A 16,584-nucleotide genomic window follows, 5' to 3' on the forward strand; every position below is an offset into this window, starting at 1 on the left:
TATATTTGGTAAACCAATTTGGTCAACCAATTTTTAATTCCGTATATGAAATCCTATTTTTACTTATCTGTTTTTGTTGTTATTGTCCTTTTTACATCTTGTAATAAAGTGGAAAATAACATCTTTGTTTCTAATGTTAATGAATTAGCTGAAGCTTTAAAAAGTGTAAAAGCTGGTGATGATATTGTACTTAAAAATGGTACTTATAAGGATGTTAATCTAAAATTTATAGGTGAAGGTACAGGAGAAAATCCTATTACATTGAGTGCAGAAACTCCTGGAAAGGTTTTTATAGAAGGTGAGTCTAGTTTAGAGATTAGTGGAAATTATTTAAAAGTTAATGGGTTGTTTTTTAGAAACGGGCATTCACCAAAAACTAATGTAATTGCTTTTAGAACTTCTAAAAAAGATGTTGCTAATCATAGTACAGTTTCTAATTGTGTAATTCTAGATTTTAATAATTTACAAAGAGATCAAGATAATCTTTGGGTACAGTTTTATGGTAAACACAACGAATTAAGTAATTGTTATTTGGCAGGTAAAACAAATGGTGGGCCAACAGTTAGGGTAGATTTAAAAGGAAATCAGAGTATTAGAAATTATCATAAAATCGTTAATAATCATTTTGGTCCAAGACCTAGAAAAGGTGGTGCAAGAGGAGAGACCATTCAGTTAGGTAGTAGTTTTACATCAATGTCGCCAAGTAATACAACTATTGCAAATAATTTGTTTGAAGAATGTAATGGAGAGGTAGAAATTATATCAAGCAAAACCAATTTTAATATCATTAAAAATAATGTTTTCTATAAAAGTGAAGGTTCTGTGGTTACAAGACATGGTAATTATGTAACTGTAGATGGTAATTATTTTATTGGTGATGGTGTTAATGATCAATTTGGTGGAATTAGAATTATAAACACTGGTCATTGGGTAATTAACAATCTGTTTTATAAAATAAAAGGTAAGAATTTTAGAAGTCCGATTGCAATTATGAATGGAATTCCAAAATCGCCTTTAAATAGATATAACCAAGTAACAGATGTAGTTGTAGCATACAATACGTTTGTAGATTCAGATTCACCTTTTCAGTTTGGTGTAGGTACAAATATTGCACAAGCTGCTGTTTTGCCAAAATCTGAAATTAGATCTGCAAGACCTATAAGAACAGAAGTTGTAAATAATGTAATTTATAATTCTAAAGGTGATTCAAACCCAATTATAGAACATGATAAAGCAGATGGCGTAACATTTGCAAGTAATATTATTGATAATAATGGAGTAGAATTTTCAATGAGAAAAGGGTTAGTTACAAAAGAACTTAAGTTAAAAGATGTTGGGTCTGATATTTCTGTGCCAACCTCTGGTTTTGGTGATGTAGAACCTTATTCTGGTTTTGATTTCGAGAAAATCACTAATGATTTATTAGGTAAAACAAGAGTAAATTCTAATCAAGTAGGTGCTATTTTAAGTGCTGAAAGTGTTAATTTAAATTTGTTAGATAAAACTAAATACGGTACAGATTGGTACTCTAATGAAATTGAAAAGAAAGACCCAGTAACGCATAATGTAGTAAATGTTGATGAATTAGTGACTAAATTAAAGGCTGCAGAAAGTGGTGATATTATCAATTTAAATGATGGAACTTATGCAATTCCAAATTCATTAATTATTGATAAGTCAATTACAATTCAATCTAGTAATAAATCTGAAATTTTATATTCTGGTGATGAAAATACACCTGCAATACAATTACAGCCTTATGGAAAACTAGTATTGAAAAACATAAAACTAAAAGGAACAAATACACAATATGCTTTAGCTAGTTTAAAAGAAAATATGTCTAACCATTTTGGTTTAGAGGTTATCGATTCTGAAATCAGTAACTTTAATTTTGCACTTAAAGTTTTTAAACAGTCATTTTCTGAAGAAATTACTTTTAAGAATACAACTATCATAAACTGTAAAAACGGATTAGAATTATCTGAAGAAACAAATGATAGAGGTGATTATAATACCGAATTTTTAACCATTGATAATTGTAAATTTAATAATGTAAAAGAAAATGTGATCGATTATTATAGAGGTGGTTATGATGAGTCTACAATTGGTGGTAATTTATTGGTAACAAACTCAACATTCACAGATTGTGGAGCATCAGAAAAAAATAGAATTTTGATTAATCACAGAGGAATTGTAAATGTAAAAATCAACAATAATGTATTTAAAAATAATAAAGTAAAATTAGTTGCTTTATTGTGGGGTGCAAAAAACAATACACAATCAAATAACACTGTTACAAATTCTGGAATTATAAAAACAGAAGAGAATTTGAAGCAAAAATTAATGTATTAATTAACTCTTTTAAATAAATAGTAAAATGAAAAAATCAATCTTAATACTTGCTGCTGTAACTGTATTTTTTGCTTGTAAAAACAATTCAAAAACAAATGCGGATAAAATTACTAATACTAAAGAAGAGATAAAATACCCAAGTGATGTTTTACCTTTTTTAGATGAATGGAAAATTCTTTTGGGTGATGGTACTTACCAAGATTCATTAATAAATTATAAAAAAGATGATTTTTTCTATGTAGAAAATGATGGAAAAACGGATTGGGTGGTTTATAAAACACCAAATTCTGGTGTAACTTCTAGAACATCTAAAAACACAAGAACAGAATTAGGGCAAAAAGAACATTGGATTCCTGAGGTTGGTGGTAAATTAACAGGTACTTTAAAAGTGCAACACGTTTCTATTTCTGGTGATGCACGAGTTGCAGCTTCTTACTCAGTTGTTGTTGGTCAAATTCATAGTGATGAAGGTCATGAAAATGAACCAATAAAGATTTTTTACAAAAAATTTCCAGGTCATACAAAAGGTTCTGTTTTCTGGAACTACGAAATCAATACAAAAGGCGATAATTCTGGTAGATGGGATTTTTCAACAGCAATTTGGGGTAATGATATGTCTGTAGTTGGTAATGCAACAGATTCTTACCCAGAAGAACCAGAAGATGGTATAGAGTTAGGTGAAGAATTTAGTTACGAGATAAATGTTTATAAAGGTATTATGTATTTGACTTTTACCAGTGAAGGACATAAAACTGTAAAATTCACCAAAAACTTATTAAAATCAGATTTCTCAACAAAAGAAGAAGTGCCACAACAAATTTGGGATTTATATGCTGCAATTGGTAGAGATGGTATTGAAAGAGAGACTGCTTATGCAGGAGAAATTCAGTATTTTAAACAAGGTGCATATAACCAAACTAATGGTAAAAGTCCAGAAGACAATATTGTTTGGTATACAGGTTCAGAAACATATAATGGAGATATTGCAAAGCAATACGCAAACGGATGTTACTCAGAAGTATGGTTTAGAGAAGCTACTGTTGGTGCAAGTACGCAACCTATTCAATAAATATGAAATCAATAATATTATTGATTTCATATTTTATTAAGTGTTTAGTGTTCAAGTTTTTAATAAAGTGTTAATTAAATTTTGATAATTCAAATTTTATTGTATTTTTGGTAAACCAATGTGGTAAACCAGATTGGTATATTAATTATTAACTATAAACTAAACACTTAATTATGAAAAAAACATTACTTTTTTTTGTTACTTTAATCAGTACCTCATTATTTGCGCAAGACCCTGTGATTTATAATGATACTTTTTCAGAGATACCAAAAGCAGAAGGAACTTCAGATTGCTCTTGTTCTTTTTGGATTAACAAAGATTTGGGAGATCAAGCTGAAACTTCTAATTGGAATTCATCTACAATTCAAGGGGTTAAATTTGACAATGCAGAATCTGATTTAATTTATCAAGAAGTTGCTGTATTAGCAAATACAGAATATAAATTAACCTACAGGTATAGAATAGGTGATCCAGATGATAATAGTGTAGAGAGTAAAATTGAATTTAGAATTTTAGCTGGTTCTGGGTATAAAGCAGATTATACTCCAGTATATTATGATGATGCAACTACAAAGCCTACTTCTGGTTTTGGTTACGAAACTATTGCAGATGTTGAAAATTCAGCAAATAATTTAAAGGTAGAAGAGGTTGTTTATCCTGGAGATGATGATGATTATATTGCGGAATTTACTTTTAATTCAGGAGATAATACAAGTATTGCTATCTTAGGTAGAGGAATAGGAAGACCAAATACTCCTCCTTCTGACGCAAGTGATAGTCGTCCATGGCAATGGTCTTCAGGGGATCAAGAAACAAGATTAGATTATATTAAATTAACTAATGAAAGTGATGTAGATAATGGAGGTTCAGATGATGTGGTTATTCAAAATGCTACTTTAGATCTGGTTGAAAGAGATGGTCAATCTGATTGTTCTTGTGCTGGTTGGCAAAATAAAGATTTAGGAGATCAATTAGAATCTTCAAGTTGGAATAGTAGCTCTTCTTTTGGTGCTAAATTTGATGAATTAGAGTCAGATATTATGTATCAAGAAATAGCGGTTTCTCCAAATACCAATTACGAGTTTACTTACTTATATAATTTTGAAGATAAAGCAACAGGTGACCCAGCTTCATCTTTAGATGTAAGAATTTTAGCAGGTGCTAATTATACTTCAGGTTATTCACCATCTTATCCTACCCCTTTTGCGGCTAGTTCAACTGGTTACGGATATACAGAGATTACTGTTACTGAAGATAGTAATAATAATTTAGCATCAGATGTTGTAACAGCTCCAGCTGATACAGATTTTAGAACAGGAACTTTAACTTTTAATAGTGGTGATAATACAAGTGTAGCTATTTTCTTAAGAGGAATTGGACGTGATGTAGCACCAAGTGATGGTAAAGATTATAATTGGTCTAATGGAAGTTCAGAGATTAGAATTGATGAAGTAAGTATTTCTGTTGTAGCAACTGCATCTGTAGATGATTTTTTCAATTCTGAATTAAATGTTTACCCAAATCCAGCAAAAGAATTTGTAACTATCTCAACACTTGAAAAAATAGATCACGTAGAAGTATTTAACTTGTTAGGTAAACAAGTAATTAAAACTTCTAAATTAAATAATAATATTTTAGATGTATCTTCTTTATCAAAAGGAGTGTATTTATTAAAACTTACAAGTGGTGATTCTGTAGCTACAAGAAAGTTAATTAAGAACTAACAATTATATTGAAAACTGAAAATAAGGACTCATTAATTTGAGTTCTTATTTTTTTTAAAAATTGAAAATGAATTACCATAAAGCGCTTTTATTTGTTCTATTAATTGCCTTTTCTTGTGGCAAACAAGAAAAAGTATTGGTTTCTGATTCTAATAGTCAACATCCAAAATTAATTCTTACTGCACAAGGTGTTAAAGATATTAGAGCACAGTTAGGTACTATTCCAATTTTTGATAATTCTTTACAAAAAGTAAAAGAAGAAGTAGATGCAGAAATCGCTCTAGGTATAGAAACACCAATACCAAAAGATTATTCTGGGGGCTATACACATTCTAGGCATAAACGTAATTGGTTTATATTACAAAAAGCAGGTGTATTATATCAAATTTTAGATGATGAAAAATATGCAAAGTATGTAAAAGACATGTTAATGCAATATGAGGAAATGTATAAGACATTGCCTTTACATCCAAAAACAAGATCTTATGCAAGAGGTAAATTATTTTGGCAATGTTTAAACGATTCTAATTGGTTGGTATATGTAAGTCAGGCCTACGACTGTATTTACAATTATCTAACAGAAGAAGAACGTAATAAACTAGAAACAAATTTATTTAAACCATTTGCAGATCATATTTCAGTAGATAGTCCGCAATTTTATCAAAGAGTTCACAACCACAGTACTTGGGGTAATGCAGCTGTTGGTATGATTGGTTTAGTAATGGATGATGAAGAATTAATTCAACGTGCTCTATATGGTATTAAAGGTAAAGAAATGGATAAAACTGCAAAAGATGATGATGGTGGTTTTATTAATAAGTCTGGTAAAGCAGGTTTTTTAGCCAATATAGAAGAGCCTTTTTCTCCTGATGGTTATTATAATGAAGGCCCTTATTATCAAAGATATGCAATGTATCCTTTCTTAATTTTTGCAGAAGGATTGCATAATGTAAAGCCTGAGTTAAAGATTTTTGAATATAAAGAAGGTGTACTTTTAAAATCTATAAATGCACTTTTAAATTTATCAGATGCAGATGGCGATTTTTTTCCTTTAAATGATGGCCAAAAAGGTATGTCTTATTATACAGGTGCTTTAGTTACAGCTGTAGATATTTCTTATAAATATGGTAGTCAAGATGCTGGTTTATTAAGTATTGCAGAAAAACAGAATAGTGTTTTGTTAGATGATTCTGGCTTAGCAGTTGCATTAGGTATTAGAGAAGGAAAAGTAAAATCTTTTGAGAAAAAGTCAATTAATCTTTCTGATGGGCCAAAAGGAAAACAAGGTGGAGTAGGTATTTTAAGAAATCAAGACATGGAGCTTGTTTTTAAATATGCTTCTCAAGGTTCAAGTCATGGTCATTATGATAAATTATCTTACTCATTATATGAAAATGGAGAAGAAGTAATTCAAGATTATGGTTTAGCACGTTTTGTAAACATCGAACAAAAAGGAGGTGGAAATTATTTGAAAGAAAATAAAACTTGGGCTAAACAAACCATTGCACATAATACTGTTACTCAAAACGAAACTTCTCATTATCAAGGTAAATATGAAATTGGAAGTCAAAATCATCCAGACTTACATTATTTTTCTTCGGATGATGAAAACGTTCAAATAGTAAGCTCTAAAGTTAGTAATACATATTCAGGTACAGAAATGCATAGAACTATGGCTGTAATCAAAGATCAAGATTTCGAAAAGCCATTTGTGTTAGATATTATGAAGGTAGAAGCTGAGAGTAAGAATCAATACGATTTTCCTTTTTACTATTTTGGGCAAGTTTTAGATGCAAATTTCGAATATAAAACGCCTAAATCTTTAAAGCCTTTAGGTAAGAAAAATGGGTATCAGCATTTGTTTTTAGAAGGTGAAGCAAAAGCTACTAACGAAAACAGTAAATTCTCTTGGTTTAACAATAATAAGTTTTATACGTTAACTTCTATTACAAATAATAAAGACGAATTACTTTTTACAAGAATTGGTGCAAACGATCCACAGTTTAATTTACGAAGAGATCCTGCTCTAATTTTAAGAAGAAATAATGTTAAAAATACAACCTTTGTTTCAGTAATTGAATCACATGGTAGTTATAGTGCAGTTTCAGAATCTGCTTTAAATTCTAAAAGTAGTATTGTTAAATTACAAGTAATTTTAGATTCTGATTCTTATACAGCTATAGAAATAACAAGCATAAAAGGAAATACAAAATTATTTATTACATCAAATAAAAACGCTTCGAAAGAAGCAAAGCATACTTTAAGCATAAAAGGTAAGAACTATTCTTGGGTAGGAGCTTACCACTATAAACAAATTTAAATAAAAAAATAAAAAAAAATGAAACGATTTAGTGAAAAGTACGTCATCGCAAAAGACATGGAATGGGAAAACCTTGGTGGAGGAGTATCAAGAAAATTCTTGGGTTACGATAATCAAATCATGATGGTAAGTGTAAAGTTTGATGAAGGAGCATTAGGTTCTCCACATCAACATTTTCATACACAAGCTACTTATTGTGTTTCAGGTAAATTTGAGTTTGAAATTGATGGTGTAAAACAAATTGTAGAAGCTGGAGATGGTGTTTATATAGAGCCAAACTTATTACATAGCGCAGTTTGTTTAGAAGAAGGGCAGTTAATAGATACATTTAGCCCTGTTAGAGAAGATTTTTTAACAGGTGATGGTCCATCTTATTTTGGAGATAAAGAATCATAAATTTTTTTTGAACTTATACTTGAAGTTTCGAAATCAATAAATTTTATTCAACTTCAGGTAACAAATAAGATGATTTGTTAAAAAACAGGTCTCTTTTTTGATATATTTTGTTTTAAAGCTATAAAGTTTATGAATTTTTTAACAAAAAAATTAATTTTTATAAAAAAAACATATATATTTGGTAAACCAATTTGGTAAACCAATTGAGTGATTCAAAGAATTTTTGTGTAAAAACAAATTTAAAAACTAAAGTTTTGATTATAAACAAAACAATTTAAATCAGTTAACTATGAATTTAAAAATAAAATCAGTGTTTTTTGTAGTGCTTTTATTCTGTACATCTTTGTATGCGCAAAATGAAGTTACGATAAAAGGAACTGTTACTTCTCTGTCTGATGGAGAACCTGTTTTAGGTGCAAACATTATTATAGTTGGTACTAAAAAAGGAGCAAGTACAGATTTTGATGGAAAGTATACATTAAAAGTAAAAAAAGGAGATATAATTCAATTTACGTATTTAGGTTTCAAATCTAAAACCATTACATACTCTAATCAATTAACATTAGATGTAGCTTTAGAAGAAGATGCAGATGTTTTAGATGAAATTGTAATAGTTGGTTATGGAGACCAAAAACAGAAAAATGTAACTAGTGCTTTAACTAAAGTTTCTGGAGATGATTTACAAAACCAAGCAGTATCTCGTGTAGAAGATGCACTAAAAGGTAGAGTTGCAGGTTTAAGGATTCAAGTTGTTTCTTCAGAAGCTGGTGGTGATCCTAAAATTACATTAAGAGGGCCAGGTTCTGTAACAGGTTCATCTTCACCATTAATTGTGGTAGATGGTGTTATCTTAGGTACAGATTCAGATATTTTAGGTTCTATTGATAATAATAATATAGAGTCTATTAGTGTTTTAAAAGATGCTTCTTCAGTTGCTATTTATGGTTCTAGGGGTGCAAATGGTGTAATTTTAATTACACTTAAAAAAGGAGTTGTAGGTAAAACAACTTTCTCTTACAATACTTTTACAGGATATAAGTACGCAGATAATAATGATAATTTTAATACATCTATTGCTCAAGAAAGATCTAGATTAAATGGTTTACAAAGTACTGTTGATGCAATATCTACAACTAGTGCAAATTATGATAGAATTATTAATGATTACGAAACTGCTTATGCAGAATTAGAAGCTATGGATTTTATTGCTTCTTTAGGAAGTGGAGAAAAAAATTTACAAGATGAAGTCTTTGAAGGTGGTTTTATTAAAAATCATTCTTTCTCAGTAAGAGGAGGTACAGAATTAACAAGTTATTCAGCTTCATTAGGGTATTTAGATGATCAAGGTATTGCTGTTAAAGATAACTTTACTAAGTATAATGTAAGAGTTAAAGTTGATAGTAAATCAAAAAATAAGAAAATTAAATATGGTGGTAATCTTCGTGTAAATTACAACGATCAAGAAAAATTACCAGCAAGATTTACTGATCCTTTAAGACAAATGGGGCATATTCCATTATACTTAAATGAAGAACACTTAAAATATGTAACACAATTTTCTACAGATGTAGGTGTATCAACAGATGCAGGTAAATTATTCGAAAATTTAGGTGTTGGTAGTTATGGTTTTTCTAGAGCTTTCGATCATGTTTTTACTAAAGATCCAGCAAACCCAAGATCAATATTAAGAGATCCTGTTACAGGATTACCAGTAGCTAGTCCATTAACCTCTGGAGGTTTAACATTATCTACTACTAAAAATGTTCATCCTTTAGTTCACTTTTTAGAAAGATCTAGAACTAAGAAAAAATTAAGTTTAAATGCATCTTCTTATTTAGATTTTAAATTAGCAAAAGGACTTAATTTTAGACAAACAGTTTCTGGTGTTTTTAGACACAATAAATCTAATGAAGCAGATTATTTATATGGTCAAGAAAATAGAGATCAAGAAGCTTATCGTTTAGAAAGAAGAGACGAGTTAAACCAATTTACTTTCGAAACTCTTTTAAAATATAATAGAGAATTTGGTAAGCATGCTTTAAATTCAGTTGCTGGTTTTGAGTATATGGAGTCTCATAATTACAGACAAGAATCAGAAGCAGTTGGGTATACTAACGATTTTAATGATAATATTGCACTTGCAGATGGTGGAACAACATATACAGATAATGCAAGCGAAAAATTAGTTTCTTATTTTGGTAGATTAGATTATAGTTATGATGATAAATATTTATTTCAATTATCATTACGTAGCGATTCTAGTACAAGATTTGGGCCTAATACAAGAACAGGATTTTTTCCTGCAGCATCTTTAGGTTGGATTTTATCAAACGAGAAATTCTTGGAATCTAACGATTTAATTTCTTTCTTTAAAGTTAGAGCAAGTTATGGTGTTTCTGGTTCTAATAATATTTCTAATAACATTTTCGAATCATTATATAGATTCGAAGAAACATATAGCACAATTAGTTACAATGGGCAAACAGGTGTAAAAGGAACAACTTTAGCAAATCAAATTTTAGGTTGGGAAAAGTTAATTGAATTTAACCCTGGTATAGATGTAACTTTTGGTAGAGGTCTTGTTAATTTAACTGCAGATTACTATATTAGAACTAGTGAAGATTTACTTTTATTAGCGCCAGTTTCTGCAACTTATGGTACAGATAGTTGGTTGCAAAATCTTGGAGAGGTTCAAAACGAAGGTGTAGAACTTGAATTAAGTTCTAGAATTATGAGAAAAGATAACTTCAGATGGAGTGCTTCTGGTCAGTTTTCATTAAATAGAAATACTGTAAAAAGTTTAGGAAACAATGAGCAAATTATTTCTAGAATAGATCAAGATACAAGACCAACAGAATTTATAGCAAAAGTAGGTCAGCCAATAACATCTTTTTATGGTTGGGTTTATGATAAAGAAATTCCATTAGAATGGGTAGATAATCCTTTTAATAGATTTAATAATGATTTTGCAGATGTTTATGTAAAAGATTTAAATGGAGATGGTATTATAGATGATGATGATAGAACAGAATTAGGTAGCCCTTACCCAGATTTCGAATGGGGTTTTAACTCAGATTTCTCAATATATGATTTTGATCTTTCTTTCCAATTTCAAGGATCTCATGGAGCAGAAGTTAGAGTGGCAGATTTAGATCAATTATATTATGCAAGTGAATCTGCAGTAAACGAAGTGTCTAATTTTCCAGATAGAGATTTAACAGTTCACAGAAGGTTTACAGACGACCATATTCAAGATGCATCTTTTGTAGCATTAAGAAATTTAACGGTAGGTTACACTTTTCCAGAGGCTATTACAGATAAGTTAAACTGTAATAAACTTAGATTGTATTTAACAGGAGAAAATTTATTATTCTTTACAGCTAAAGGTTATGAAGGTTTTAATCCAGAAGCACAAGGGCAAACATCTAACAATGCAAATACGCCTTTAACAGCTGGTTATCAAAGAGGAGATGGACCTGTAGTTAAAACAGTTTCAGCAGGTATTAACTTTCAATTTTAATTAATTATGAAAAATATATATAAAAATATAATAGTTTGTTTTTCTTTTATGACTTTATTGACAAGTTGTGAAACAGAACTAGACTTAAGCAACCCTACTGCACTTTCTTTAGAAGAGTTGTTACAAACAGATGATGGTTTTATAGCCTTAGCAAATGGTGTTTTAGATGCATATCAAAAAGTACCAGCTAATGAGTTCTATTTAACAGAATTAAGATCAGATAATTCAAGAGCAAATTCAGAAAATGGAAATTTCCCATTAATTAGTTCTTATAATGTAGATCCTAATAATGGAGATGTTGCAACGTATTATTCTAATAATATGCATACAATTAAACATGCAAATACAATTATAGATAATCGTTTTTTAGCATCAGAAAGTCAACAATATGCTGTTGGTGAAGCTTATTTTATGAGAGCTTTATGTCACTTTAATTTAGTAAGAGCTTATCAAAATGTACCTTATATCGATAAAGTTTTAGATGTAACTACAGAAGAAGCTTTAGATTATCCTCAATTGCCAGAAGCAGAGGTTTATGCAAATATTATTGCAGATTTTAAAACTTCTATTGCTTATTTAGATGGAGCAACACAAAACAAATATCGCCCATCAAAAGGTGCAGCAATTTGTTTAGCAGCAAAAGCATATTTAAGTCAGCCAAGCCCTAATTATACAGAAGCAGAACTTTTATTAGCATCAGTAGTGCAAAATAATTCTGATTATAATTATGATTTGTTATATACTGATAGAGCAAACGCAGAAGATTTTGATGGAGATGGTATAGTTTCAGATAGTGAGTATTATGCAACTTTAGCAATTGATTTTGGAACTGTATTTGGAAATGATTATACAGGCGGATATCAAGAAGGAGAAATAGTTTTAGATGCAGATTGGTCTAATAATTCAGGTTTAGAGTTAAATGATGAAATAATCTTTTCAATTGCTTATGATTTAGTAAGTAGTGATAATTATGCAACTAGTGATAGTGGTTTGGATGATCAAGTAGAAACAGATTCTGAGTCTCATAGTTTTTCGATGACTTTACAAGGACCATCAAATGGTGTTAATATTGCAACTTTAGAACTTTTAGATGTAATGACACCAGTATTACAGCCTGTAAGATTTCCTGTAACTTTTGATGCAATTTCTTACAACCCAGCAGATATTACTAATGATACTTTTAATGCTAAGTTTCCTACGGATGGTGAAATAGGAGATAACGATTGGATTGTTTTAAGATATGCAGATGTATTATTATTATATGCAGAAGCAATTTTAGCAGGTGCAGACTCAACTACAGATATTAGAGCAATTGATGCTTTTAATCAAGTAAAAGCAAGAGCTGGTTTAGAAGAAGTAGCTAACTTAACCAAAGCAGAATTATTAGAGGAGAGAAGAGTTGAGTTTGTTTATGAAAACCAACGTTTATATGATTTAGTTAGATTTGGAGAAGCAGATAATGTTCTTGGTGCTTTTTCAACAGCTAATAGTTTAAATTATACAAGTGGTAAAAAATACCTACCTTTTCCTCAAAGAGAAATGGACAATTTACCTAATTTTTATTCACAGAATAATGGATATTAAAATCGCTTAATTATGAAAAAATATTTAATAAATTTAAAATATATAGTTTTAGGGATTTTTATATCTCTAACCTCTTGTGTAGACGATACTTTGCCAGATGTTGGTGATTTAGAAGATTTTACAAGCCCAACACCTTTTTATAGTGTTGCAGATGTCTCTTCTTCAGAGTTCGATTGTAATGATGTAGAATTAATTGCAAATTATGATTTCAATTTTCAAGCTGGTTCTAATTTAGCCGTAAATGGTACACAATATTTATGGTCAGTAACACCATCAGAAGGTTTAACTTTAATCAATAAAGATTTACCAGTATTACAACAATCAATAGATGCTCAATTATCTGCAGTAGTTGCTTTAGAAGCTGAAATTGCTAAATTAGAGTTTAAGATTCCTTGTGAATCTAATCCTGATAAAGTAACTGTAATGGAAGCTCAAATAGCAGATTTAGAAATAGCTTTACAAGAAGCTGAAGATGCTGTTACAGATGAAGTAAAACAAAACGTTGCAGAATTAGAAGCCCAAATTGCTAGTTTACCAGCTGCAACTTTACAAGATCAAGAATTAATATTTTCTTTTCCTGGTCCAGATGTTTATACAGTTGGTTTAACAGTAACAGATGAGCTTGGTAAATCAGAATATACAGAAAAAATAATAACGGTTAATCAAGCAGTACCAACAATACCAGTTCCAGAAATTGCTGAGCCTGGTTTTGAAGATAACAGTTTATTTGACGGTACAGGAGATGGTAGAGCTTCTTGGGATGTGCCAAGTCCAAGAGTAAATTGGAACCCTTTTGGTCAAGATTCATTTTCGGGAATACAAATCAATACCAAAGTAGAAGGTGTTTTACCAGAAGGTACACAAGCTGCTAAATTTCCATCTGATGGAGGTAGAGTTGCTTATCAAGAAATCGAAGTTACACCAGGAGCAACATACGTGTTAACGTATTTTACAGGATTTAATGTAGATGTTTATGGTACAATGACTGTTTCTGTATTAACTCCAGAAACCTCTTCATATACAGAAGCTAAACAAGAAGCAAATATATTAGGTTCTAGAGTAGATAATAATGTGGGTAGAGTTGCAGATGTTTTCAAAAAACACGCAATTACTTTCGAAGCAGGAGAAAATGAATCTGTTATAATTTTTGCAACTAATACAGGTGTAGAAACAAGATTAGATTTATTTGATATCGTTGTTAAACAATAAATAGTTTTTAAAATTTTATATTATGTTTTATAAATTAAATAAAAAATTCAATACAAGTTTCGCTCTAATATTTATGATGTTGTTAGGCTTTCTTTCATGTACTGATAATGGTTATGAAGAGTTTGTGCCACCAACAGGTAATATAAACGATATTCAGCCAACAACACTTTTTACGTCAAGTACTAGTGCAGATTCTAATTTAGAATTAGTGTTTAGAAGTTATTCTACAGATGCTATTTCTTATGCTTGGGATTTTGGTGATGGAGGATCATCAACAGAAGCAAACCCAGATTATACATATACAACAGGTGGTTTATATAAAGTAAACTTAACAACAACAAGTTCAGATGGCTTAATAGCTATAGATTCTGCTCAAGTTGCACCGATTTATGCAGATTATAGTTTTTCAATAATAGATTCTCAAGTTACTTTCGATAATATGAGTACTGGAGTAAGTTCATTAGTTTGGGATTTTGGAGATGGTTCTACAGCTTCTTGGGAAGCTGCAGATGGTTTAACAGACCCTAATTATAGTCCTGTTCACACCTATGCAACAGCAGAAACTTTTGATGTATCACTTACAGCAACAACTTTTTTAGGTAAAGAAGTAACAGTTACTAAAAAAGTAGAAGGTTTAGTTTTAGCAGCAATTCCAGATTTTAGTTTTACAACAAGTTCTTTAACAGCTTCTTTTACAGACGCTTCTCTTTTAGCAATATCTTATAGTTGGAATTTTGGAGATGGAAACACATCAACAGATCAAAATCCAGTACATACTTTTGCTACTAGAGGTACTTATGATGTAACATTAACAATTACCAATAGTGCTAATGTTCCTAGAAGTATTACTAAATCTGTACCTGTAGGTGGTGTAGAACCAACATTTAAAGCAATTGTTTTAAATGGAACTGCAGATGATTTTCAAAATGAAACAGGAGACAATGCAGATGCTTGGGATATGACTCCAAATAGTACAGTAAAACTCGATTCAGATGGTGGGGCTACTTCAGATAGTCCTTATAGAGCTTTATGGTATAATTCAGATTTAGATAGTTGGTTAGATACTGCCTTTGGTGATAATAGCGAACAACCAGGTTCGTCTAGTGATGGTAATAAATTTGCAGGATTAGGAGATAGAGGCGTAAAAATAAATGAAGCAAGTCGTCGTTTATACCAAGTAGTTACTGTAGAAGTAGGAGTAGAGTATACCTTTACTATCGATTCACGTTCTGAAGCAGAAGGTGTAAATACAGAAGTATTTATTTTAAATAATGAAATTACAACAGAAGATACTATTAATACAGAAGATCAAAGAGATAAGAATGCAGATGCATATTTATTAATTGATAATGATTTTAATTCATCTAAAGCTTCTTCTTCTAGTGATACTTTTACTACGAATACTTTTACATTTAAACCTTCAACAACAAAAGTTGTAATTTATGTTAGAGCTCTAAATGCTATTGATGGTTCAAATGAAGTATTTTATGATAACATAGATATCATTACACCAGGGTTTTAATATATTGCATATCAAAATTCTATTTATCTTTGCAGATTTTAATTAAAATATAATTATGAAGTTAGACATACTTACAAAATCAGAAAACTCTGATGTGCAGAAGGAAATTATTTCTAAAATAAAAGATTTAATAAATTTTAAAAATTTAGAACCTGGAGATAAACTTCCTTCTGAAAGAATGCTATCTGAAAAATTTGAAGTAAGTAGAAGTAGTGTAAGAGAAGCTATACAAAGACTAGAATTTTACGGTTTATTAAAATCTATACCTCAGAGTGGAACATTCGTAGCAAATATTGGTGTAATTGCTATGAATGGAATGATTGAAGATATTTTAAGGTTAAATGAACCAGGTTTTAAATCTTTAGTGGAAACAAGAATTTTATTAGAATTAAAAACGGTAAGACTTGCTGCTACAAGAAGATCAGAAGCAGATTTAGTAAACTTAGAAGAAGCGTTAAATGCTTATAGAGATAAAGTAATTAATGGAGAAGATGCTGTGCAAGAAGATTTGTTGTTTCATTTAGCAATTGCAAAAGCAAGTGGTAATAGTACTATGAATACTTTTATGTTAATCATTACTCCAGAAATTATTACAAATTTTCAAAAACATCATGTTTGTGATGCGGGTCTTTCTCAAAGAGGTATAGGAGATCATCAAGCTATTTTCGATGCAATTAAAACACAAAATCCACAATTAGCAAAGCAAAAAATGAAAGATCATTTTAAAGAACTTTATAGTTATTGTTATAACATAGAATAGTGTTTATTAAATAAAAAAACGATTTATAATTTTTTAAATAAAATCTAAAAAAAACTTTTTTTTAGGTAGTAGTAATTAATTTAAAAACAGTAAATTTGGTTTACCAAATTGGTTAACCAGAAATTAGT

10 protein-coding genes are annotated in these 16,584 nt (G+C 30.0%); all 10 read left to right on the forward strand.

Features of this window, described 5'->3' with window-relative positions; translation table 11 throughout:
* Nucleotides 1-45 precede the first annotated feature (45 nt).
* The 10 genes from KO506_RS01955 (at nt 46) to KO506_RS02000 (ending at nt 16,456) form a co-directional block, all read left to right on the forward strand.
* Entirely contained in the window at nt 46-2,352 is a 2,307-nt protein-coding gene (locus KO506_RS01955) for a chondroitinase-B domain-containing protein (protein ID WP_215993222.1), read from the forward strand.
* A gap of 25 nt (nt 2,353-2,377) precedes the next feature.
* On the forward strand, nt 2,378-3,421 hold the full coding sequence (locus tag KO506_RS01960) for a polysaccharide lyase family 7 protein (RefSeq protein ID WP_215993223.1): 1,044 nt from the start codon (nt 2,378-2,380) through the stop codon (nt 3,419-3,421).
* A gap of 173 nt (nt 3,422-3,594) precedes the next feature.
* Nucleotides 3,595-5,145 carry a T9SS type A sorting domain-containing protein gene (locus KO506_RS01965; protein ID WP_215993224.1) on the forward strand — a complete coding sequence of 517 codons (1,551 nt, stop codon included), beginning with the start codon at nt 3,595-3,597 and terminating at the stop codon, nt 5,143-5,145.
* 67 nt (nt 5,146-5,212) lie between these two features.
* On the forward strand, nt 5,213-7,465 hold the full coding sequence (locus KO506_RS01970; protein WP_215993225.1) for an alginate lyase family protein: 2,253 nt from the start codon (nt 5,213-5,215) through the stop codon (nt 7,463-7,465).
* 18 nt (nt 7,466-7,483) lie between these two features.
* On the forward strand, nt 7,484-7,861 hold the full coding sequence (locus KO506_RS01975; RefSeq protein WP_215993226.1) for a cupin domain-containing protein: 378 nt from the start codon (nt 7,484-7,486) through the stop codon (nt 7,859-7,861).
* Between the two features lie 289 nt (nt 7,862-8,150).
* A complete protein-coding gene (locus KO506_RS01980; RefSeq protein ID WP_215993227.1) occupies nt 8,151-11,381 on the forward strand; it encodes a SusC/RagA family TonB-linked outer membrane protein in 3,231 nt (1,076 codons plus the stop codon).
* A 6-nt stretch (nt 11,382-11,387) separates the two neighbouring features.
* Nucleotides 11,388-12,965, forward strand: a complete 1,578-nt coding sequence (locus tag KO506_RS01985) for a RagB/SusD family nutrient uptake outer membrane protein (RefSeq protein WP_215993228.1) — start codon at nt 11,388-11,390, stop codon at nt 12,963-12,965.
* Between the two features lie 12 nt (nt 12,966-12,977).
* Nucleotides 12,978-14,174 carry a PKD domain-containing protein gene (locus KO506_RS01990; protein WP_215993229.1) on the forward strand — a complete coding sequence of 399 codons (1,197 nt, stop codon included), beginning with the start codon at nt 12,978-12,980 and terminating at the stop codon, nt 14,172-14,174.
* A 22-nt stretch (nt 14,175-14,196) separates the two neighbouring features.
* Nucleotides 14,197-15,696, forward strand: a complete 1,500-nt coding sequence (locus KO506_RS01995; protein WP_215993230.1) for a PKD domain-containing protein — start codon at nt 14,197-14,199, stop codon at nt 15,694-15,696.
* A gap of 55 nt (nt 15,697-15,751) precedes the next feature.
* On the forward strand, nt 15,752-16,456 hold the full coding sequence (locus KO506_RS02000) for a FadR/GntR family transcriptional regulator (RefSeq protein ID WP_215993231.1): 705 nt from the start codon (nt 15,752-15,754) through the stop codon (nt 16,454-16,456).
* Nucleotides 16,457-16,584 lie beyond the last annotated feature (128 nt).

This window comes from Polaribacter vadi, from assembly GCF_018861005.1.
GTDB classification, from domain to species: Bacteria; Bacteroidota; Bacteroidia; order Flavobacteriales; family Flavobacteriaceae; genus Polaribacter; species Polaribacter vadi_A.

What these genes read in the sequence shown, in the direction of transcription:
- KO506_RS01975 (WP_215993226.1), top strand. Translation starts at nt 7,484, where the DNA reads ATGAAACGATTTAGTGAAAAGTACGTCATCGCAAAAGACATGGAATGG.
- KO506_RS01960 (WP_215993223.1), top strand. Translation starts at nt 2,378, where the DNA reads ATGAAAAAATCAATCTTAATACTTGCTGCTGTAACTGTATTTTTTGCT.
- KO506_RS01995 (WP_215993230.1), top strand. Translation starts at nt 14,197, where the DNA reads ATGTTTTATAAATTAAATAAAAAATTCAATACAAGTTTCGCTCTAATA.
- KO506_RS01970 (WP_215993225.1), top strand. Translation starts at nt 5,213, where the DNA reads ATGAATTACCATAAAGCGCTTTTATTTGTTCTATTAATTGCCTTTTCT.
- KO506_RS02000 (WP_215993231.1), top strand. Translation starts at nt 15,752, where the DNA reads ATGAAGTTAGACATACTTACAAAATCAGAAAACTCTGATGTGCAGAAG.
- KO506_RS01955 (WP_215993222.1), top strand. Translation starts at nt 46, where the DNA reads ATGAAATCCTATTTTTACTTATCTGTTTTTGTTGTTATTGTCCTTTTT.
- KO506_RS01965 (WP_215993224.1), top strand. Translation starts at nt 3,595, where the DNA reads ATGAAAAAAACATTACTTTTTTTTGTTACTTTAATCAGTACCTCATTA.
- KO506_RS01990 (WP_215993229.1), top strand. Translation starts at nt 12,978, where the DNA reads ATGAAAAAATATTTAATAAATTTAAAATATATAGTTTTAGGGATTTTT.
- KO506_RS01980 (WP_215993227.1), top strand. Translation starts at nt 8,151, where the DNA reads ATGAATTTAAAAATAAAATCAGTGTTTTTTGTAGTGCTTTTATTCTGT.
- KO506_RS01985 (WP_215993228.1), top strand. Translation starts at nt 11,388, where the DNA reads ATGAAAAATATATATAAAAATATAATAGTTTGTTTTTCTTTTATGACT.